Genomic DNA, 18,983 nt, shown 5'->3' on the forward strand with positions numbered 1-18,983 from the left:
TCCCGTATCGGCCGGCCGCCGCAGCGCGAACTTCCGCTGCTGCGACGCCGCCAGATCGTCGAAGCCGCGTACGAGGTCTTCACGACCCGCGGCTATCAGGGCGCCGCCATCTCCGAGGTAGCCGCGCTCGCCGGGATCGGTCAGGGCACCGTGTACCGCTATTTCGGCAGCAAGCGCGAAATCCTGGACCACGTGGTCGATTTCGGAATCGAGAAGGTGATGGACACCGCCCGGATCGCCGAATTGGTCGGTACCGCGTCGAGTGTCGAGGATCTCGTGGACTGCGTGCGGGCCGCGGTGGAGCGGCTCTTCGCGCTGCTGGAGCGTGAACCCCGGCTGCTGCGCCTGCTGCTGGTCGAGGCCGGAGCGATCGATCCCGAACTGGCACAGCGATTGCTGGGCCTGGAGGGCATTGCGGCGGCCGTGGTCGCGGGTGAACTCGCACGCGGGATACAACAGGGCTGGATCCGGCCCGATATCGATCCCGAGGTGCTCGGGCACACCATTCTGACCCTGGTCGGCCCCGGATTGTTGCGGGAGTTGCTCGGCGGCGGCAACCCCGAAGCGCGGATCCGCAACACCGCGGCGGTGCTGCGGGTGCTGGGGAAGGCGCTGAGCACGAGGCAGGCGTCGTGACCGAGCTCGACCGCCGTGCCGCCCGCGCGGAGCTTCGCCGCGCGGACCTGGTGCGCGCGGCCTACGACCTGGTCGTGAGCCGGGGCTTTCGCACGATCGGCGTGGACGACATCGCGCGTGCCGCCGGGGTGAGTCACGGCACCTTCTACAACTACTTCCACAACAAGCGCGACATACTCGACGCGGTCATCGATCACTGCTTCGCCCATATCCGCGCACGGCTGCTGGGCCCGGAGGGCGATGACCGCCCGCACACCCTGGCCGCGTTCTGCGATCGGTACGCCCGGGTCGTCGACCGGTGCTACGACCTGGTCGAGCAGGAGCCCGGACTGGTGAATTTCCTTCTGCTGGAAGCCTCCTCGATCGACGAGCACGTCATCGAGCGCTGTATGCGCAATGCGCGCGACTTCGCCCGCCAGGCCGTGCAGCAGGTGGACAGCGGCATCTCGCTCGGCTTTCTGGACGCCACCATCGATGCCGACATCTCCGGGGAGGTGCTGTTGTCGGTGCTGGTCTCGGCCCTGTTCTCGGCGCTGCGGGCCGGGGCCGACGGCCTGAGCCAGGATCGGGTCCGAGCCCAGCTCACCGACTTTCTCGCAACGGCCCTGGGTGTGCCGGCCTGATCATCTCGAGTACTCGAGATGGAGTCCGCGAACATCCGGCATTCGCCGCCGAGTGCTACGTGGCGAGGGTGAACTGCATGACGTCCAGATGCCCGGCCCGGAAGTAGTGCGCACAGCCGGTGAGGTATTTCAGGTAGCGGTCGTAGACCTCCCGGGAGGTCAGGCGGACGGCCTCGTCGCGGTGCGAACGCAGGGATTCGGCCCACAGGTCCAGGGTGCGGGCGTAATGGGGTTGCAGTGACTGGATGCGCTCGGTGTGCCAACCGTTGGATTCGGCGGTGCGGGTGACGGTGCCGGGCTGGGGGAGTTGGCCGCCGGGGAAGATCTCGCGCTTCATGAAGATGTGGAAGAGCGCGTCCTCGCGGGTGACCGGCACGTCCAGCGCACGCAGTTCGGCGAGGGTGCGCCCGATGATGGTGTGCAGCAGCATCCGGCCGCCGTCCGGGAGCATGGCGTGCGCGCGCTCGAAGAATTCCCCGTAGCGCTCCGTGCGGAAGTGCTCGAACGCGCCGATGCTGACGATGCGATCGGCCTCGCCGTCGTATTCCTCCCAGCCCTGTAGACGCACCTGCGCTCCGGTGATGCCCTCGTGTTCGAGCCGGGCGTTCACGTAGTCGTACTGATTGCGGCTCAGGGTCAGCCCGACCACCTGCGCGCCGTAGTCGCGCGCCGCTCGGATCATCGTTGCGCCCCAACCGCATCCGATGTCCAGCAGCCGCATCCCGGGCTCCAGATCGAGCTTGCCCAGGGCCAGGTCGATCTTGGCCTGCTGGGCCTGGGCGAGGGAGTGGTCCTCGTGTGCGAAGTACGCGCAGCTGTAGGTCATGGACGGATCCAGGAACAGCGCGTAGAACTCGTCGGACAGGTCGTAGTGCGATTGCACCTGCCGGTAGAAGGGTGCGAGGCGGACCATGACGGACTCCTGACGTCTGCGGATGCCAGGAGATACGAGACGGCGCCCGTCCGCGGTTCTAGATCTGAGACACGCCGTGGACACGCCGCGTGTTCCCCGTCGAGTTTTCGATTCGTGCCCTGCGAAACGATCGCTGCTGGTTTCCTGAAGAGAGCTCAGCATCGTTGCAGCAAACATCACTCGGAGGTTGGGGAACGGTCATGCACCGCACCGGATTCGAACCCGAGGTACGTTCCGGCCGGCCCTGGTTGTGGACGGCGCTCGCGGCAGCGGTAGTGGTGGGAGCGGTGACCTGGATGGTCCGGCCGCAACCCGTCTCGTGCCGCTCCGCCGCACCCACCACGACATGGGTGACGGTGCCCGCGTCGGTCGCGCCCGATTCGGTTATCCCGCAGCAGATTCCGTCCACCGATGCGCCCCCGGTGCCGGAGCGAGGCGAGGCGCGCTTCTACGCCTTCACCCCCGCCGTGGCCTGCTCACTGCCGGATCTGCCGCTGGACGGCTACTACGTGGGAGTGCCCACCGGGGAGTACGACGGCTCGCTGCCGTGCGGCACCTATGTCGATATCGACGGTCCGCTGGGCAGCGTGCGCGCGCAGATCGTGGACCGCTGTCCGGGGTGTGCGCCGCACCAATACGACCTGAGCCGGGCCACCTTCGAGGCCATCGCCAACACGCACGACGGCGTCGCGCCGATCCGGATCAATCGCGTCCGTGATCCCAATCCCGCGCCGGAGCTCTTCTACCGGGTGCAGCAGAGCTCCTCGGCGGACTGGATCGGGTTACTGTTTTCCGGCAGCGGGAACCCGATCCGTCAGGTGGACTTGCGTGCCGAGTCCGGTGGCGACTGGCGGAACCTGCGTCGCGGCTACGACAACTACTGGTCCGTCTCGGGTGCGGGCGCGGGCCCGTTCACCGCGCGCGTCACCGACGTGTACGGGCACGAGGCGCTCATCCCGAATCTCACGATCGAGCCAGGGCAGTTGCGCCACACCGGAATTCGTCTGTACAGCCTCGATGCCCCGGCGCCCCTCGCCCCCGTGACCGCCCCGCCGCCGGTGGTGGTCGTGACGACCGTGGTCCCGGCACCCGATACCTGCAAGTCCTGAGGCGGAGTGCTCGCGGGCACACTGTGACCTTGACCCGCAGCGTCGCGGTAATACCGCCCATCTATGGCATCATCGAGTGGAACGTGTTCCATTTCCGCCCGACGGGACGGTGAAATCCACCGCTGCGGAACGGGCGTGCGCCGGGGAGGCATTCGATGACGAAACCCATGTCGGAACGGGCCGCGGACGAGATGCGCGAGGGCGGTCGCCGGGGTCGGCGGCTGTCGCCGCGGATCGCGCGACTGACCGAGGTGCCGGTCGGCTCGATGGTGGAATTGCCCGGTCGTGGCCGCACCTACCTGGTGGATCTGCCCGGCCCGGCCGCGGACTCTCCGGCGATCGTGCTGCTGCACGGCGCGTCCACCACCGCCATGCTGAACTGGTTCCCCACGCTGAAGGAGCTCAACGAGCGCTACCGCGTGGTGCTGTTCGATCAGCGCTGGCACGGGCACGGAATCCAGTCCGAGCGTTTCGATCTCGACGATCTGGCCGACGACGTGGTCGCGGTGGCCGATCTGCTGGAGCTGGATCGCCCGATCGTGGCGGGCTACTCGATGGGCGGAGTGGTGGCTCAGCTGGTCGCGCACCGGCATCCCGATCGGATCGGCGGCATCGTGCTGGCCGCGACCACCTACAAGTTCCAGGAGACGCGCCGCGAGCGAGCCTTTCATCGAGGCTGGGGCGCGCTGACCGATTCGGTGTCCGAGGTCGCGCTGCGCCGGGCCGGATTGCGCTGGGGGAAGCTGCCGGAGCTGCCGGCGTCCACGTGGCCGGTGGGCCGGATGGATCGCTGGGCGATGTCGGAGATGCGCAGCACGAGCGGCTGGGCGCTGGCCCGGGTGATCGCGGTGCTGGGGCGGTTCGACGCCTCGCCGTGGCTCTCGACCCTGAAGGTGCCGACCGCCGTGGTGATCACCACGCGGGATCGGGCGCTGCCGGTGCATCGGCAGCTGGAGATGGCGAAACTGATTCCGGGAGCGGAGATCTTCCTGGTCCGGGGCGGCCACGCGGCCTGCGCACTCGAGGCGGACGTCTTTGTCCCCGTGTTCCTCGAGGCCTGTCAAGCGGTGGTCGAACGGCGATAATGCTTGGGACGCATCACGTTTCGGACGGAGGTGTCTCCCGGGCCGCCTTGAGCAGCTGAGTGATCACCTCGGAGACGGCATCGGCGATCTTCGACGGATCGGGCACCAGTTCCTTGCAGGCGATGAAACCGAAGTCGAGGTTGCCGTTGCTGGAGATCACCGTGGCGGTGAGGCCCGCGCCGTGGAAGACCGGCCCGAACGGATACATCGAGGACACCCGCACGCCCAGGAAATACATCGGGAAGTTGGGCCCGGGCACATTCGAGATCACCAGGTTGTGCACGACCGGATGGTGTTCGGCCAGCTTGAGCGAGGAGTAGGCGCGCGCGGCGAGCTGAAAGGTGTTGGGCGGCGCGTACTTCGCCCAATCCTGCAGGAAGTCCGCGCCGATCAGGTTGTGCTCCTGTTTGGCGCCGCGATTGTCCTGCGCGATGACGAGCAGGCGCTCGACCGGATCCTCGATATCGGTGTAGAGCCGGGCGAAGATGGTGGAGACCTTGTTGGTGCCCGCCTCGTGCCGGGAGGTGTCGTGCGTGGAGACCGGAACCGAGGCCACCAGTGAGGTTTCGGGCAGTTCGCCGTGCAGTTCGAGGTAGCTGCGCAGCGCGCCGCCGACCACGGCGAGCACCACGTCGTTGACCTTGACCCCGAACGCGGTCTTTATCTCCTTGATATCGGCGAGTTCGCTCTGCACGAAGGAGATCGACCGATGCGGGGTGATCGCCAGATTGAAGGGCGTTCGCGGTGCGGTGAACGGCAGCGCCATCCCGCGGCTCCCGGTATCGCGTCGCCGCTGCACCAGGCCGCTCAGAATTCCGACGGTCTGCGGGACCATGCCGACCATGCCGAGCTTGCCCGGGAACTTGACCACGGCTTCGGCGGCCAGCAGCAGATCATTGGGTTCCGGTTCGGGAGCGGCGATCTCGGTCGGCGGCGAATAGTGCACGCCGGGCTCGATATCGCACAGGTGCATCATCATGTTCGTGCCGGTGATGCCGTCCACGATGGCGTGGTGGTACTTGGACACGACCGCGACCTTGCCGCCCGGCAGTCCCTCCACCACCCACATCTCCCAGAGCGGACGCCGCCGGTCCAAGGCTCGTCCGGCGATGTCGCCGGTGATCTCGGCGAGCTGGTCACGCCCGCCCGGCGCGGGCAGCCCGACCCGGCGCACGTGGTAGTCGAGATCGAACTTCGAATCGTCCACCCACACTGGATGATCGAGGTTGAACGGGACGGTGTGCAGCCGTCGCGTCATGGCGGGGATGAGGTGCAGACGCTGTCCGAGTTCGGCCTTGAAACGCTCGTACTCGAATTCCCCGCCGTCGGCCGTGGGATCGAGGATCAGCAGTGCGCAGACGTGCAGTAGTTGAGTGTCGGTTTCGAGATAGAGGAAGCTGGCATCGAGTCCTGTAAGTCGTTCCATATCAACACACTATGAGAACGCGTTCCATTTTGCGCCGGGTTCGCGGTAGTCCGCCGAGACCGTCCGATGCCGGTTTGTTGCCTCAAAGTAGCTTGTATATAACAAGTTTGACAGTGATGCGGTTTCGCACCGAATGGGTATCTCTCCGAAGAACACGTTGCCGACGTACCACCCGGTTCGTACCTTGGGTCACATGGCCGGGTGAAGTGCCACTTGTCACTGACAAGAGTCACCCGGCCGCTCACAACGGCGTGAGAGGGTGAGAGCAATGGGCGACCGAAAGGTGTCTTCGCGCAACAGCACTGCACGGACCGGGAACCGGCGCACGGCCTGGTTTTTCGTCCTCACACTGATAGCGATGGGTGTGTTCCTCCCGCTACCGCGGGCGCACGCGGACGGTTGCGCCGCGGTGGACGTGGTGGTGGCCCGCGGGACGGGCGAGCCGGGATGGCTCGGCAGCGCGGTCGGTGATCCGCTGTACGGCATGCTGCAGGATCGGACGCGGGTCTCCACGAGCGCGTACTCCGTGGCCTATCCGGCGGACTACTCGTTCGATATCGGCAGGGGCAGTGCGGATCTGGTGTCCCACGTGAGTGCCCAGGCGGCGGCGTGCCCGGATCAGCAGTTCATCCTGGTCGGCTATTCGCAGGGTGCGGCCGTCGTGCACGCGGCACTGGGGACCGGCGCGGTCTCGGGGCACGTGCAGCTGCCGGGCTATCTCGCCGACCGGGTCTCCTCGGTGCTGCTGTTCGGCGATCCCATGCGCCTGATCGGCTGGACCGTGCCGGGCGGATGGCTGGGGCGCACCGGAAACTGGTGCACCGCAGGTGATCCCGTCTGCGGCGGCGGCATGAACGCCCCCGCGCACGTGTCCTACGGCGGCAGCTTCGTGGCCGCGGCGAACTTCGCCGCCGGTCGCGTGTACTAGAGAGGGTCGGGCCCTACGAGGCTCGGGCGTCTCGATGAGTTCGGCCCGGCGGGAGTGATCCCGCCGGGCCGAACGTCGTCGTGTCGGAAGTCGATTACCAGTGCAGGCCGGGAATCGCGTTGGTGAAGCGGGCCGCCGAGGACGGAAGTCCCATGAGCGGCTGCACGATCGGAGCCAGCGCCAGCAGCGGGCTGCGTGATTCCTGCTTCTCGGTCGCGGTCTCCTCCTTCTCGCCGGAGCCGCCGTTCTGCGGGAGAGTCGCCGTGCCGCGATGTGAGGCCTTCGACTCACCGAACATCCGGAAGCCCTGCGAGAGGATCGCGCGCTTCACCGACGGCATGACCGTATCCACCACCTGCGCGAAAGTGCCGATGGGAGTGTCGATCCGGCTGGGCCGGTGTACCAGGGCGCGCACCACGATGTCGGCCGCCTGCTGGGGCGTGTGCACCGGGATGGAGCGGTAGATGTCGGTGGGCGCGATCATCGGGGTGCGCACCAGCGGCATCCGCACCGAGGTGAAAGTGATTCCGGCGTCGGCATTCTCGACCGCGGCGATCTCGCTGAAGTTGTCCAGTGCGGACTTGCTCGCCACGTAGGCCGCGAAGCGCGGCACCTTGGTCTGCACCGCGATGGAGGAGATGTTCACGAAGTGGCCGAAGCGCCGCTCCCGCATGGACGGCAGCAGAGCCAGGATCAGCCGCACCGCGCCGAAGTAGTTGACCGCCATGGTCCGTTCGAAATCGTGCATCCGGTCGGTCGAGTTGAGCACCGAGCGGCGGATCGACCGGCCCGCGTTGTTCACCACGAAATCGACATGATCGTGATCGGCGAGCACCTGCTTCACGAGCAGCTCCACCGACTTCTCATCGGTGATATCGCAGATATACGCCTGTGCGGCACCGCTTTCCGCGCGCACCTGCTCGGCCGCGGCCTCGATGTCCTCGGGGGTGCGGGCCACCATCAGCACGGTCGCGCCGCGTGCGGCGACCGCGTGCGCGGTGGCCAGGCCGATGCCCGAGGAGGCGCCGGTCACCAGCACGATGCGCCCGCCCAGGACGTCGCCGGCGCTGCGGCGGGCCCGATCGGGGTCCAGGTGTGCGTGCCAGTAGCTCCAGAGCTTGTCGGCGTAGTCCTCGAAGGCCGGGACCTCGATGCCGCGCAGCAGCGCCCGGGTGGATTCGGAGACGAACTCCGATTCGAAGGCGGTGTGCGGGGCGACCTCGGCGGGAATGCCGAAGCGCTCCAGCATGAAATCGCGGAGTGCGGGCACGCCGGGAAGGCCGCCGAGCGCGTTCAGCGCGCCGTGCGATCCGGGCACCGCGCCGATGCCGGCCGGGGCTCCGGCCGCGCGTGCGAGAGCGCCGTAGATCCGCGTGAAGGGCTGCGGGTCGGGGTTGGTGAGGTGGAACGTGCGGCCGATCATGCCGGGCTTGGTGACCAGCTCGACCATGGCGGCGGCGACATAGTCCACCGGCACGATATTGGTCGCGCCCAGATCGGGAAGCGGCAGCGGCAGTTCCGACGGCAGTGCCGCGAGCGAGGCGATCGCGGGAAAGAAGTAGTACGGGCCGTCGATCTTGTCCATCTCGCCGGTGCGGGAATCGCCGACCACGATGGCCGGGCGGTACACCCGCCAGCGCAGACCGTGGGACTCGCGAACGAGCTTCTCGGCCTCGAACTTGGTGCGGTGGTACGGGGAGTTCAGCTGCTGGCCGAGGTCGAAATCGTCCTCGAAGAACTTGCCCCGGTGATCCCCGGCGACGGCGACCGAGGAGACGTGGTGCAGGACCGCGCCCAGTTCGACGGCCAAGTCGATGACCGCGCGGGTGCCCTGCACGTTGGCGGCGTAGGTGATGTCCTCGTCGGCGGTCATGTCGTAGACGGCGCCGAGGTGAATGACGTGATCGGCCCGCGGGGCGTCGTCGGCCAGGCCCAAGGCGGGCGCGGTGAGGTCGCCGACCAGCGGGAAGACGCGGTCCTGGGCGCCCCATCCGAGAGCCATCTCGTGCAGCTTGGCGACCGAGGCTTCGCGCACCAGCGCGTGGACCACGGCCTCGGGATCCTTGTCGAGCAGTCCTGCGACGACGCGCCGTCCCAGGAATCCGGTTCCGCCCGTGACGATGTAGGAAACCATCGACCCTCCTAAATTACGAACTCGTTGGTAGACAACGTTGTTCGTCCGACATGCGTCGGTGGATGTGGACGATCAGAATTGGCCTTATCAGAATGTCGGGCCTCGGTAGGAACACCGTCGTGCCTAACTGGTGAGTAACTTTACCGTGGGCCGGGTTGGCCGTTCAACTTTCTCGCCGATTCGACCGTGTGGGACTGGTCACCACGGGCCAATTCGAGTTGGTATGTGTTACAAGGATTTTGGTGTAACTCTTCGACTCATACGTAATTCGGCGAGTTGGTCAGTTGTCTTGTGGGCGGCGTCACCGAGTTGCGGCGCATTCGCGCTATCGGGCGGAACCTCCTATTTGCCCGAATCGCCCGGCTGAGCGGTAAATGTGCTGGTGAACGCCTTGTCGACCGGATCTGACGCTATGTTGTTCCAGTCTTGTCGGTGCGGGCATTCGGGAGCAGTCCTTGATTCACGAGCTGGATCTACCGTTGACCGGTGTGCGTACTCGCGCCGAATTCGACGCTCTGCCATCCGTTCCGCGCGGCTGGGCCTGGGAACTGCGATTCGGCCGATTGGAGCTGACCGTCATGCCCGTCACGTTCTGGTACTCCCGGGTCGTGTTCACCGTGCTCGAGTTCTGGCGCGGGCTCGGCTACGAGATCGCCGGTGATCAATACGTCGCCGACAGCGGATTCGCCCGCGGCGACAGCGGTCACCACAACTTCGTCGTCGACGGCGTGGTGTTCAAGGCCGGGCACACACCCGGCAAACACAGCACCACGCACGATTCGCGCCGCATTCTGGCTGTCGTGGAAGCCGTCTGGCAGCCCGCCCAGGTGCACGAGGCCCTGGACAAACTCCGCGTCTTCGCCCTCCTGGGCATCCCGCACTACTGGATCGTGCGCGGCGACCACCAGTCCGATGACATGGACGGTTTCGTCAGCATGTACGAACTGATCGGCCGAGAATACAAACTCACCGGCAGCCGACTGGTATCGCAGCTTCCGGTCCGACCCGAGGTGCGCGCAACGGGGGACATATCTCGATCGGCGGGTTACCGGGCGTGACTCGGGTACCCGCGCGGGGCTCGGGTCAGAGGGCGTACGCGTCGGTGGCGTTGGTGCGGTAGAAGAAGGTCGCTTCCTGATCGGTGGCGTCGGTGGCGACCACGTGGTCGACCGCGGTCAGGAGATCGCGGTAGGTGCCGGCGCGGGTGTCGATCGGCATGTTGGAGCCGAACATGAGTCGTCGCCAACCCCACAGATGAACGCTGGATTCGAGCCAGTATTCGAGCGTGGTCCAGCTCAGATCGGGAGCGATCATGCCGAGGCCCGAGAGTTTGCAGTGCCAGGGAGTTTCCTTGGCGGCCAGGGACAGGGCGTTGTGCCAGGCGGATCGGTCGTCGGGGGAGGTGCTCTGCGGCAGGCCCAGATGTTCCAGGACCACGCGCAGAGTCGGATAGCCGGCCAGGAAGTCGATCCAGTCGAGCATGGTGGCGGGGGTGGCGACGAGATCGAAGACCGCGTCGCGCTCCTGCAGCCAGCTCGCGATCGCGTCGGCGGCGGGGGTGTTGGGGTGCAGGCCCTGAAAGACCCGGATGCCCCGGAAGTGCGGGCTCTGTGCCTGTTCGGTCAGGTGCGTGAGCAATTCGGGCAGCGACAGGGTGGGATCCACGGTGCCGATCAGGGCCAGCGGGCGGCCCGCGGTGGCGGCGAGGGCGTCGATCCAGCGGGTCTCGGCCAGGTAGGCGTGCGGGGCCGTGGTGGCCGAGACGTGAACCAGGCCGACCACCTCCGTGCCCGCCGCGCGGTCGTAGTCGGCGAGCGCGAAGTCGTCGGTGAGGGTGGGTGTGCCCGCGGCCGCGGCGAACGCGGGGAGATCGGGGTACCAGGGGTGGGTCGAGGGGGTCCACAGGTGCAGGTGGGCGTCGACTATCGGGATGGTGGGCATGGTGGCGCCTCCTGTCAGTGCATGGTGATGCCGCCGCTGACACTGATCAGCTGGCCGGTGAGATAGCTGGCTTCCGGGCTTGCCAGCCAGGCGATCAGGGCGGCGACCTCGTCGGGCCGGCCCAGGCGCTTGAGCGGGATGGCTTTCTCCATGGCGGCCAGCGCGCCGGGGTGATCGCGCATGGTGCGGGTGACCATGCGGCCTTCGATGGGGCCGGGGCACACCACGTTCACCGTGATCGCGTCCCGGGCTACCTCGCGGGCAAGGGATTTGGCGAAGCCGAACAGGCCGGCCTTGGAGGCGGCGTAGGCGGCCTCGCCCGCCGCGCCTGCCCGGGCTCCGTCGGAGGAGACGAAAACTATTCGCGCCGAGCCGGTTTCCCGCAGGGCGGGTAGCAGATGCTGGGTCAGCAGCATGGGACCGCGCAGGTTGACCTGATGCATGAGGTCCCAGTGCGCGAGGGTGCTGTCCTGGAACGGTTCGACGATGGCCACGCCCGCGCAATGCACCAGGGCGGCGATCGCGCCGCAGGTGTGCGCCGCCGCCTCGATGCCGGAGGGGTCGGTCAGATCCAGATGCAGGGCAGTGGCTTTCGGGCCGAGCTGCGCGGCGTGGCGCGTCACCGCGTCGAGATCGATGTCGGCGAGCACGACCTCGCGCCCGGCGGTCACCAGGCGGTGTGCGACCGCGCGGCCGATATCCCCGGCCGCGCCGGTCACCAGCGCACCGGGGATGCCCGCGCCGTCGCCCTGGCCCGCATCCTCGCCCTGGCCCACTGCCTCACCCTGTTCCGCTGGTCGCGCCGTCGCACCGCCGAGGGTCCGTGCGGCCGACCGGTGTCTCCGGTCCCGCCGTCACTCCGAGGGTGAATAACTACGGACTCCATGAATAGTCGTTCGGGCCGAATTCCGCGACACAATGTCCGCAATTCGGCAGCGGAATGGCATCGGCGATCATGCCGAGGCAGATTCCGTCAGTGGGGAAGTGGGTCAGTCGGTCAGTCGGTCCGCGAGGCGGCGCGGCGCCGCGTGCCGGCGCAGCGCCGGCGCGACCGGCCGGCCGTTGAGCAGACCCTCGACGCTGCCGTGCTCGATCGCCTTGCGGTAGAGGACGGCGGCCTCGTGGCACGCGCGCAGGGTGTGGTCGATATCGGCGGCGGTGTGGGCGGCGGACAGGACGAACGACTGGCCCAGCACACCGCGCTCGAGCAACTCCTGCAGGAACAACGTCCGATAGGGCTGGGAGGGAACGCCGTCGGGATCCCTGGTGGTGAAGATCAGGCAGGACGGGCGGCCCAGCACCCGCAGGTGATCGGCGATGCCGAGGTCGGCGGCGATGGCGTTCACGCCCTCGGCCAGCCGCCGCCCCGAACTTTCCATCCGCCCGACCGGATCGCTGTCGCGATAGGCGGCGACCACCGCGCGAAACGCTGCGAGAGACGCGGTTTCGGGGCCATGGGTGGTGGACAGCAGGAATACCCGAGCGGCATCGGTCCGCAGCCCGCCCAGCTCCATGTACTCCCGCTTGCCGGCCAGGGCCGAGAGCGGGAAGCCGTTGGCCATGGCCTTGCCCCAGCAGGACAGATCCGGGCGCACCCCGTAGACCCGCTGCGCACCGCCCGCGGACCACCGGAATCCGGTGATCATCTCGTCGAACACCAGCAGCGCACCGTGTCGATCGCACAGTGCGCGAACCCCTTCCAGGAATCCCGGGGCGGGTTCGTGCAACGCGGTCGCCTGTTCCAGGACCACGCACGCGACCGGGTGCGCGTCGAGCGCGTCGGCGAGGGACACGAGGTCGTTGAATCGGAACCCCACCGTGGCCGGTGCGGGGATTCCCGCGTTCATCGCGGTGGTGCCGATGAACCAGTCGTCCACCGAGAAGAACGGCTGATCGCACACCGCCACGGTCTCGCGCCCGGTGACCGCTCGCGCCAGGCGCACCGCCGCCGTCGTCGCGTCGGACCCGTTCTTGGCGAACTTCACCATGTCCGCGCCCGGCACCAGCTCCAGGAAGTCTTGTGCGGCAAGCAATTCCAGCTCGGTCGGCCGGGAGAAACTCACCCCGTCGGCGATCGCCCGGCCCACCGCCTCGACCACCGGCCCGTACCCGTGCCCGAGCGTGACCGAGCGCAATCCCATCCCGTACTCGACGTACTCGTTGCCGTCGCAATCCCACACCCGAGCTCCCGACCCCCGCACCAGCACCGGGGCCATCCCCTCGGGATACTGATCCGACCCCCGCGCGTACGTGTGCGCCCCGCCCGGCACGACCTCGTGCAGACGAGCCTGAATCTCGTTGCTACGGCTGAAATCACGCATCGCGGCCACCACCCTCGCCCCCGGCGGCCACCCGGACCAGGTCCGCGACCGCGCATCCATTGCAACGGAAGTCTAAGCCCGCCGGGTCCGGCAGGGCGGGTGAGAGATTCCGGGCACATGAGGCCGGGGGCTCCCTGGACCGCGGCGAAACGCGGGGTTACGGTGATCGGACGGTGTAGGCGGAGGTTTGTGGTGGGGAGGACTCTCGCGCAGGGGCAGGCGTTCGCGGGCTATCTGGTCGAACGCCTGCTCGGGGTCGGCGGGATGGGTGAGGTGTACCTCGCCCGGGAGCGCGATCTGCCGCGGCCGGTGGCATTGAAACTGCTGGCGGCGGGCAAGGCCGACGATCCGGAGGTCAGGGCTAGGTTCCTGCGGGAGGCCGATACCGCCGCGCGGCTGTCGCATCCGAATATCGTCGCGGTGTACGCGCGTGGGACGCAGGACCATCGGCTCTGGATGGCCATGCAGTACATCGAGGGCACCGATGTCGCGGCCGTCATCCGTGACGGCGCGCTGCGGCCCGATCACGCGGTGCGGATTCTGCGGGAAACCGCACGGGCACTCGATCACGCGCATCGCGCGGGCGTGCTGCACCGCGATGTGAAGCCCGCCAATATTCTGCTGGCCTGGGGGCCGGACCAGCGGGTCTATCTGGCGGACTTCGGAATCGCGAAGGCGCTCGATCACACCAGCGCGCTCACCCGCACCGGGGAGATGTACGCGAGCTTCCAGTACGCCGCGCCCGAGCAGTTCGAATTGCGTTCGGACACCGATCATCGGGTCGATGTGTACGCGCTGGGCTGCACGCTGTTCCACATGCTCACTGGCCAGCTGCCGTACCCGGGGGAGAGCACCGCCCAGCTGATCAACGGTCATCTGAACGGGGCGATCCCACGGCCGAGTGCTCGAAACGCGCAGGTGCCGAAGGCTTTCGACCGGGTGATCGCGCGGGCGATAGCCAAGGATCGTGATCACCGATTCGGCAGTTGCGGTGAGCTCGCCGCGGCCGCCGAAGCCGCACTGACCGCACCGGATCTGCCCGGCGACCCCGATACCGACGCTCGGCCGGCGGCTGTCACCCAGGGCCCGACCGTCATCGGATACTCACAGACCCGCGCACCGAGCCTGCCCTCGCATCCGATCCTCGGCACCACCCGATCCAGCGATGCGCACGTCTCCCGCGCCGACCAGCCGCGATTCCCGCCACCCTCCACCGGCATCGGTTCCGCCCCTGTGCCATTCGAGGGCGCCGGGCCCTCGCGGCCTCCCGAGGGTCCCGTCCACGGAGCATCGTCGCCGTCCCGAACGCAGTTCGACGCGACCGGCTTCGCGCGGGGAACCGAGCGGGACGGGCACGGCGCGACGGCATCCGCGCTCGCACGTCCCGCCTCACTCCTGCGCAATCGCCTCGTCCTGGCGGCCGTCGCCACCGCCGTCGTCGTGGTCGGTGGCATCGGGGCCGGATTCGGAAGCGGCGCATTGCAGTTCAGCCTCGGCACGGGCACGTCGGCGAGCGGCCCGCCGACCGTCGTCGGCGGCACCGATGCGACCCGGTCCGCCGCCATCGAGGCCGCCTGTGCCTACGGCATTCTCATGACCACCTACGACTACGGCAATGGCGAGGAGTGGCAGAGCAAGGTCGTGGCGGGCGCGACGGGCACCTGGAAGACACAGGCACAGCAGTTGCTGCCGACCATCCGGATGCTGATCGAGGCTGATTCCGAACACAGCCGCGGCACCGACTCGACATGCACCGTCAGCTCCGGCAATACGACGCACTACGAGCTCGCCGCCGACATCACCGTGGTCAATTCCACCCAGGGCAAGGCCGACACCACCGAGCATCAGAACATCACCATGTCCATGGACTACGTCGACGGCCACTGGCTGTGCAGCAAATGGGTGAGCCCGCTGATCCCGAGCTGAGCCCGCTCGCCGACCACACCGGCCCGCGCGCCGTCGAACCTCGCTGTCCCCGAGGGCGTATGGCTGCGTGACCGGTGCCCCCTCCACCGGTCACCCCGCCTTGGAGGATCGATGCCCCGCAGTGCCCATCCCGTCGCGCGCCCCGACACCGATCCCGTCGCCTCGTCCGGGGTGCGCGTCCTCGCGCGTCCTCGCACCCCGTCCGGCAGCCGCCGGTGGGTGCTTCCGGTCGCCGCCGCGCTGGGAGTCGTTCTCGCCTCGAGCACTGTCACCGGTGCGGGAAGCGCTTCGGCGGAACCCCTCTCACCGGCAGAACTGTTGCAGGTCCAACTCGACGAGGCGGTCCGGGGCGCGGATGTTCCCGGCGCGCAGCTGGTGCTCAGCACCGGCGGGCAGGTACTTCGGATCAACAGCGGCGCGGGCGATCTCGGTACCGGCGCGCCGTACCCGGACAATGCCCGGTTCCGCATCGCCAGCAATACCAAATCCTTCGTCGCCGCGGTGGTTCTGCAACTCGTCGGGGAGGGCAGGGTCGAACTGGACGCACCCGTCGAACGTTATCTCCCCGGCGTGGTCACCGGCCCCGGCGGTGACGGCGCCGTCATCACCGTGCGAAATCTGTTGCAGCACACCAGCGGAATTCCGGACTATCTCACCGACCTCGATCTGGAATCGGTGGATTCGCTGCGGCGCTCCCAGCCGATCGGGGATCTGATCCGATCGGGCCTGAACAAGTCCGCCGACTTCGACCCCGGAACTCGGACGGAGTATTCGAACACCAATTACCTGCTGGCGGGAGAGCTGGTGGAACGGGTGACCGGAATGGCGATCGGCATCGCGGTCACCGCGCGCATTCTCCTCCCGCTGGGTTTGCGAAACACCTACTGGCCCTTGTATCCGGCCGAATCGGTGCTGCGCGGTCCGCACGCGCGGGCCTATCACCAATTCGGCGACGACCTGGTGGACGTCACCGATATCGACGCGGGCTGGGGCCTGCCCGACGGCGCGATGGTATCCACCGGCGCGGACCTGAACACCTATTTCACGGCGCTGCTCTCGGGCCGGGTGCTGCCGCCCGCACAACTCTCGCAAATGCAGCAGACGGTGCCCAGTAGCGACCTCCGCCGATCGGAGGATTTCGGCCTGGGACTTTTCCATTGGACGACCTCGTGCGGCATCGAGGCGTGGGGGCACGGCGGCACCATGCACGGCACCTTCGTCTACGGCGGCGCGACCGCCGACAAGTCCGTCACCGTGAGCATGAATCAACTCCCGGATATCCTCGGCGCGCGCACCCGCGACATAGACCTGGACGAGGTGGTGGACACGGCCCTGTGCAACTCCTGAGTCGATGGGAACGAGGCGATTTCGGCCATTCGCGCGCCCGGATTCCAGCTGTAGCGCCGAGGACACCCGTGCGATACATTTGCCGCGGATTCATGCTCGACACGAAGGGGCCCACCCGGTCGGGGTGAACGGGCAACCGCCGCACTGCTGCCCCTGCAATGCTACGACCGGCGCATCGCCGCCGGATTCCGGAAGGATTTGCGAGTGGGGAAGTCTGGCGCGGGGGACGGTGCCGGGATAGTGCGAGTGCTGGTCGACAACGGGGATTACGACCTGCACGATCGCGGTGTCATCGCCGCGATGACGATCACCGTGGAACGGTTGCGCGCGCTCTGGCCGCACGCGCGCATCGGGGTGCTCACCGAGCAGCCACATGTGTTGCGGGCCTTGCTGCCCGACGCCGAACCGATCGTGCCCAGCACGGGCGGGCAGTGGGGCAAGGGCGGGGTGGCCGGGCGGATCGACCAGGTCGCCGCCGTGAAACTGATCGGCCCCGCGGCGCTGCACTGGCGCGCGGCCACGGAGGTGCCCGCGCAGCGGCTGCGCGGCCTGCGGGAGCGCGCGCGGTCGCAGGTGCGGGCACGGATTAACAGTGGCTGGGAGCCGAGGGACTCGGGCTTGGCTCCGCTGCCCACGGTTCCGGCCGCGGTCACCACCGCGTCGCTGGTCCTCGCCCTGGGCGGTGACTACCTGTGCGACGAGCGCCGCACCACCGCGCACCGCACCCTCAATCTGCTGGAAGACGCACAGCGACTGGGTATTCCGACCGTGCTGCTCGGTCAGGGCATGGGCCCGATCGCGGATCCCGAACTGCTGCGCCGGGCCGCGGAGGTGCTGCCCCGGGCCGATCTGATCGCGGTGCGCGAGAACCTGCGCACACCGGCGCTGCTGGCCGCTCTCGGGGTCACGCCCGAGCGCGTTCTGCTCACCGGTGACGACGCGATCGAGTTCGGCTACCGCACCCGGCGACCCGAGATCGCCGGTGACCTGGGCGTGTGCCGCCACACCATGCCCCTGCTCGCGAACGAGCCCCGGGTGCGCCCGGTGCTCGGGCGCACCGACACCGCACAGGAGGTGGCGCGCCGGGTGACGCGCTGCCGGGTCCTGCTCACCGACGCCTATCACCTGGCGGTTCTTGCCCTGTCCCAGGGCATTCCGGCGGTCGCTGTAACGGGGTCCGGGGCCGCCGACGACAAGTTTCGTGGGCTGGCCGATATGTTCGAATCCGACGCAACCGGCGCCGGATTGCGGATCGTGCACCTCGGCGCGGACGACTTCGACACCGAACTGACCCGGGCGATCGGGGAACTGTGGGAGTCCGCTCCGGAATTGCGGGATACGTTGCAGCAGAGAGCCGTCGAGCAGATCGACGCCGGCCGCGCGGCCCTGGAGCGTGTGCGCGGGCTGGTCGCGGCCGGATCGGCGGGCCGGCCCGTCGCATCCGCCACTGCTGCTCAGGGGACATGATGGCAAACCTGTCGGTGTGCGTTCCGGTCCGCAATTCCGGACGCGCCCTGGCCACGACGCTGCGCTCGATTCTGGACCAGGACATCGATTTCGAAGTGATCGTTCTGGACAATGCCAGCACCGACGACACCCGCGCCGTCGCCGAATCCTTCCAGGACTCCCGAATCCGGGTCGTCCGCAACGAACTCGTCCTGCCGATCGGCGAGAACTGGAACAAGGCGGTGTCGCTGTCGAGCCGCCGTCTGGTGAAGGTGATCAGTACCGATGACCTGCTGCTGCCCTGCGCGCTGGATCAGCAGGTGGAGATCATGGGGGACAACGGCATCGCCGTGTGCTCGGCCAGATACCGGGTGATCGACGAGCAGGGCGTCGTCGAGCGCGGCGATCTGGGACTGCCGAGCCTGCTGGGCCCGCGCGACGCGCGCACCCTGCTGCGGGTGATCGTGCGTCGTGGTCCGTCCGAGCTCGGGCCGGTCGCCGCCGCCATCTTCCGCCGCGCGGATTTCGACCGGGTCGGCGGTTTCCGCGGCGATCTGCTGCTGCCGATGGATGTGGACCTGCTCGCGCGACTCAGCGCCTTCGGGCAGTTCTTCGGCCTGCCGCAGGTGTTGTTCGCTTGGCGCAGTGCGAGTTTCGCGCGCAGTATCGACACGTCGGGGGTCGGCACGATGGCGGAGATGGTTCGGTTCCACCATCGCCTCGGTGCGGAGTATCCGCAATTGCTCGGCCGCGGAACGATTCTCGGCGGTGACCTGCGACTGGCCCGAGTCGCCGCCGGTCGAGTCCGGGGCCGGGCAGTGTCTGCGGCACAGCGCTTGTCGGCAACGGCGCGCTGAGGTTCGAAGAACGCACGCCTGTTCCGGTGATCCCGGTTCGCCCGGGATCACCGGAGGCTGGTCCCGCGACAGATCTGCTCGGAGTTCGGTCGGCCGGGACCCTCGCTCAGGTGAGCACTCGGTCGGTCGGAACTCAGATGGTCCAGAGCGGACCGTAGGTCATCACGATATCGCCGTTGCTGCTCACGATCCGTACCCACGGCCGGATGGTGACCTGGCCGAGTACGCCGGTGACGCTGCCGTGGAATCCGGACATCCGGATGTACCCGTCCTTGCCGCCGACGCCGCCGC

The 18,983-nt window shown here is 68.0% G+C and carries 17 protein-coding genes; 10 read left to right on the forward strand and 7 right to left on the reverse strand.

Annotated elements, in window-relative coordinates; all coding sequences use genetic code 11:
• Positions 1-54 precede the first annotated feature (54 nt).
• Together NJ1_RS07300 and NJ1_RS07305 are read left to right on the forward strand one after the other, a co-directional pair.
• Positions 55-636, forward strand: a complete 582-nt coding sequence (locus tag NJ1_RS07300; protein WP_281202091.1) for a TetR/AcrR family transcriptional regulator — start codon at positions 55-57, stop codon at positions 634-636.
• Complete coding sequence (locus NJ1_RS07305) at positions 633-1,259, forward strand: TetR/AcrR family transcriptional regulator (RefSeq protein ID WP_067689184.1); 627 nt, start codon at positions 633-635, stop codon at positions 1,257-1,259. Before NJ1_RS07300 ends, NJ1_RS07305 begins: the two co-directional genes overlap by 4 nt.
• Before the next feature lie 55 nt (positions 1,260-1,314).
• On the opposite strand, the gene NJ1_RS07310 is transcribed toward NJ1_RS07305, so the two are convergent.
• On the reverse strand, positions 1,315-2,172 hold the full coding sequence (locus tag NJ1_RS07310; RefSeq protein WP_067689187.1) for a cyclopropane mycolic acid synthase family methyltransferase: 858 nt from the start codon (positions 2,170-2,172) through the stop codon (positions 1,315-1,317).
• Between the two features lie 200 nt (positions 2,173-2,372).
• On the opposite strand from NJ1_RS07310, the gene NJ1_RS07315 reads away from it, so the two are divergent.
• Both NJ1_RS07315 and NJ1_RS07320 read left to right on the forward strand, forming a co-directional pair.
• Complete coding sequence (locus NJ1_RS07315; protein ID WP_067689190.1) at positions 2,373-3,281, forward strand: expansin EXLX1 family cellulose-binding protein; 909 nt, start codon at positions 2,373-2,375, stop codon at positions 3,279-3,281.
• Positions 3,282-3,436: 155 nt separating this feature from the next.
• Positions 3,437-4,366 carry an alpha/beta fold hydrolase gene (locus NJ1_RS07320; RefSeq protein ID WP_245717261.1) on the forward strand — a complete coding sequence of 310 codons (930 nt, stop codon included), beginning with the start codon at positions 3,437-3,439 and terminating at the stop codon, positions 4,364-4,366.
• Between the two features lie 13 nt (positions 4,367-4,379).
• On the opposite strand, the gene NJ1_RS07325 is transcribed toward NJ1_RS07320, so the two are convergent.
• On the reverse strand, positions 4,380-5,792 hold the full coding sequence (locus tag NJ1_RS07325; protein ID WP_067689192.1) for a WS/DGAT/MGAT family O-acyltransferase: 1,413 nt from the start codon (positions 5,790-5,792) through the stop codon (positions 4,380-4,382).
• Positions 5,793-6,150: 358 nt separating this feature from the next.
• Between NJ1_RS07325 and NJ1_RS07330 the strand changes: the two genes are divergently transcribed.
• Complete coding sequence (locus tag NJ1_RS07330) at positions 6,151-6,720, forward strand: cutinase family protein (protein WP_067689195.1); 570 nt, start codon at positions 6,151-6,153, stop codon at positions 6,718-6,720.
• 94 nt (positions 6,721-6,814) lie between these two features.
• Here the strand turns inward: NJ1_RS07330 and NJ1_RS07335 are convergent, their stop codons facing one another.
• Positions 6,815-8,854, reverse strand: coding sequence for an SDR family oxidoreductase (locus NJ1_RS07335; protein ID WP_067689198.1), 2,040 nt, complete (start codon positions 8,852-8,854; stop codon positions 6,815-6,817).
• Positions 8,855-9,342: 488 nt separating this feature from the next.
• Between NJ1_RS07335 and NJ1_RS07340 the strand changes: the two genes are divergently transcribed.
• On the forward strand, positions 9,343-9,912 hold the full coding sequence (locus NJ1_RS07340; protein ID WP_169813105.1) for a Uma2 family endonuclease: 570 nt from the start codon (positions 9,343-9,345) through the stop codon (positions 9,910-9,912).
• Positions 9,913-9,937: 25 nt separating this feature from the next.
• Here NJ1_RS07340 and NJ1_RS07345 read toward each other — a convergent pair whose 3' ends face one another.
• From NJ1_RS07345 to NJ1_RS07355, 3 genes are all read right to left on the reverse strand, one after another.
• Entirely contained in the window at positions 9,938-10,795 is an 858-nt protein-coding gene (locus tag NJ1_RS07345) for an amidohydrolase family protein (protein ID WP_067689204.1), read from the reverse strand.
• A gap of 14 nt (positions 10,796-10,809) precedes the next feature.
• Positions 10,810-11,571, reverse strand: coding sequence for an SDR family NAD(P)-dependent oxidoreductase (locus NJ1_RS07350; RefSeq protein WP_067689207.1), 762 nt, complete (start codon positions 11,569-11,571; stop codon positions 10,810-10,812).
• A gap of 213 nt (positions 11,572-11,784) precedes the next feature.
• The gene (locus NJ1_RS07355; RefSeq protein WP_067689306.1) at positions 11,785-13,116 is read right to left on the reverse strand and encodes a glutamate-1-semialdehyde 2,1-aminomutase; all 1,332 of its coding nucleotides are present in this window, start codon (positions 13,114-13,116) and stop codon (positions 11,785-11,787) included.
• A gap of 192 nt (positions 13,117-13,308) precedes the next feature.
• On the opposite strand from NJ1_RS07355, the gene NJ1_RS40130 reads away from it, so the two are divergent.
• From NJ1_RS40130 to NJ1_RS07375, 4 genes are all read left to right on the forward strand, one after another.
• Positions 13,309-15,042 (forward strand): serine/threonine-protein kinase, encoded by a 1,734-nt coding sequence (locus NJ1_RS40130; protein WP_067689210.1) that lies wholly within the window; start codon positions 13,309-13,311, stop codon positions 15,040-15,042.
• 111 nt (positions 15,043-15,153) lie between these two features.
• Positions 15,154-16,389 carry a serine hydrolase domain-containing protein gene (locus NJ1_RS07365; protein ID WP_084477841.1) on the forward strand — a complete coding sequence of 412 codons (1,236 nt, stop codon included), beginning with the start codon at positions 15,154-15,156 and terminating at the stop codon, positions 16,387-16,389.
• Positions 16,390-16,593: 204 nt separating this feature from the next.
• Positions 16,594-17,856 carry a polysaccharide pyruvyl transferase family protein gene (locus NJ1_RS07370; protein ID WP_245717262.1) on the forward strand — a complete coding sequence of 421 codons (1,263 nt, stop codon included), beginning with the start codon at positions 16,594-16,596 and terminating at the stop codon, positions 17,854-17,856.
• A complete protein-coding gene (locus tag NJ1_RS07375) occupies positions 17,856-18,692 on the forward strand; it encodes a glycosyltransferase family 2 protein (RefSeq protein ID WP_245717263.1) in 837 nt (278 codons plus the stop codon). Before NJ1_RS07370 ends, NJ1_RS07375 begins: the two co-directional genes overlap by 1 nt.
• 133 nt (positions 18,693-18,825) lie before the next feature.
• Here NJ1_RS07375 and NJ1_RS07380 read toward each other — a convergent pair.
• Positions 18,826-18,983, reverse strand: a 158-nt coding sequence (locus NJ1_RS07380) for an MspA family porin (protein WP_174557049.1), incomplete at its 5' end; no start/stop codon positions are given.

Origin of the sequence: Nocardia jejuensis NBRC 103114 (assembly GCF_001613145.1) — a bacterium.
Classification (GTDB): Bacteria; Actinomycetota; Actinomycetes; order Mycobacteriales; family Mycobacteriaceae; genus Nocardia; species Nocardia jejuensis.

What these genes read in the sequence shown, in the direction of transcription:
- NJ1_RS07310 (WP_067689187.1), bottom strand. Translation starts at nt 2,172, where the DNA reads ATGGTCCGCCTCGCACCCTTCTACCGGCAGGTGCAATCGCACTACGAC.
- NJ1_RS07315 (WP_067689190.1), top strand. Translation starts at nt 2,373, where the DNA reads ATGCACCGCACCGGATTCGAACCCGAGGTACGTTCCGGCCGGCCCTGG.
- NJ1_RS07320 (WP_245717261.1), top strand. Translation starts at nt 3,437, where the DNA reads ATGACGAAACCCATGTCGGAACGGGCCGCGGACGAGATGCGCGAGGGC.
- NJ1_RS07325 (WP_067689192.1), bottom strand. Translation starts at nt 5,792, where the DNA reads ATGGAACGACTTACAGGACTCGATGCCAGCTTCCTCTATCTCGAAACC.
- NJ1_RS07330 (WP_067689195.1), top strand. Translation starts at nt 6,151, where the DNA reads ATGGGTGTGTTCCTCCCGCTACCGCGGGCGCACGCGGACGGTTGCGCC.
- NJ1_RS07335 (WP_067689198.1), bottom strand. Translation starts at nt 8,854, where the DNA reads ATGGTTTCCTACATCGTCACGGGCGGAACCGGATTCCTGGGACGGCGC.
- NJ1_RS07345 (WP_067689204.1), bottom strand. Translation starts at nt 10,795, where the DNA reads ATGCCCACCATCCCGATAGTCGACGCCCACCTGCACCTGTGGACCCCC.
- NJ1_RS07355 (WP_067689306.1), bottom strand. Translation starts at nt 13,116, where the DNA reads ATGCGTGATTTCAGCCGTAGCAACGAGATTCAGGCTCGTCTGCACGAG.
- NJ1_RS07365 (WP_084477841.1), top strand. Translation starts at nt 15,154, where the DNA reads ATGCCCCGCAGTGCCCATCCCGTCGCGCGCCCCGACACCGATCCCGTC.
- NJ1_RS07375 (WP_245717263.1), top strand. Translation starts at nt 17,856, where the DNA reads ATGGCAAACCTGTCGGTGTGCGTTCCGGTCCGCAATTCCGGACGCGCC.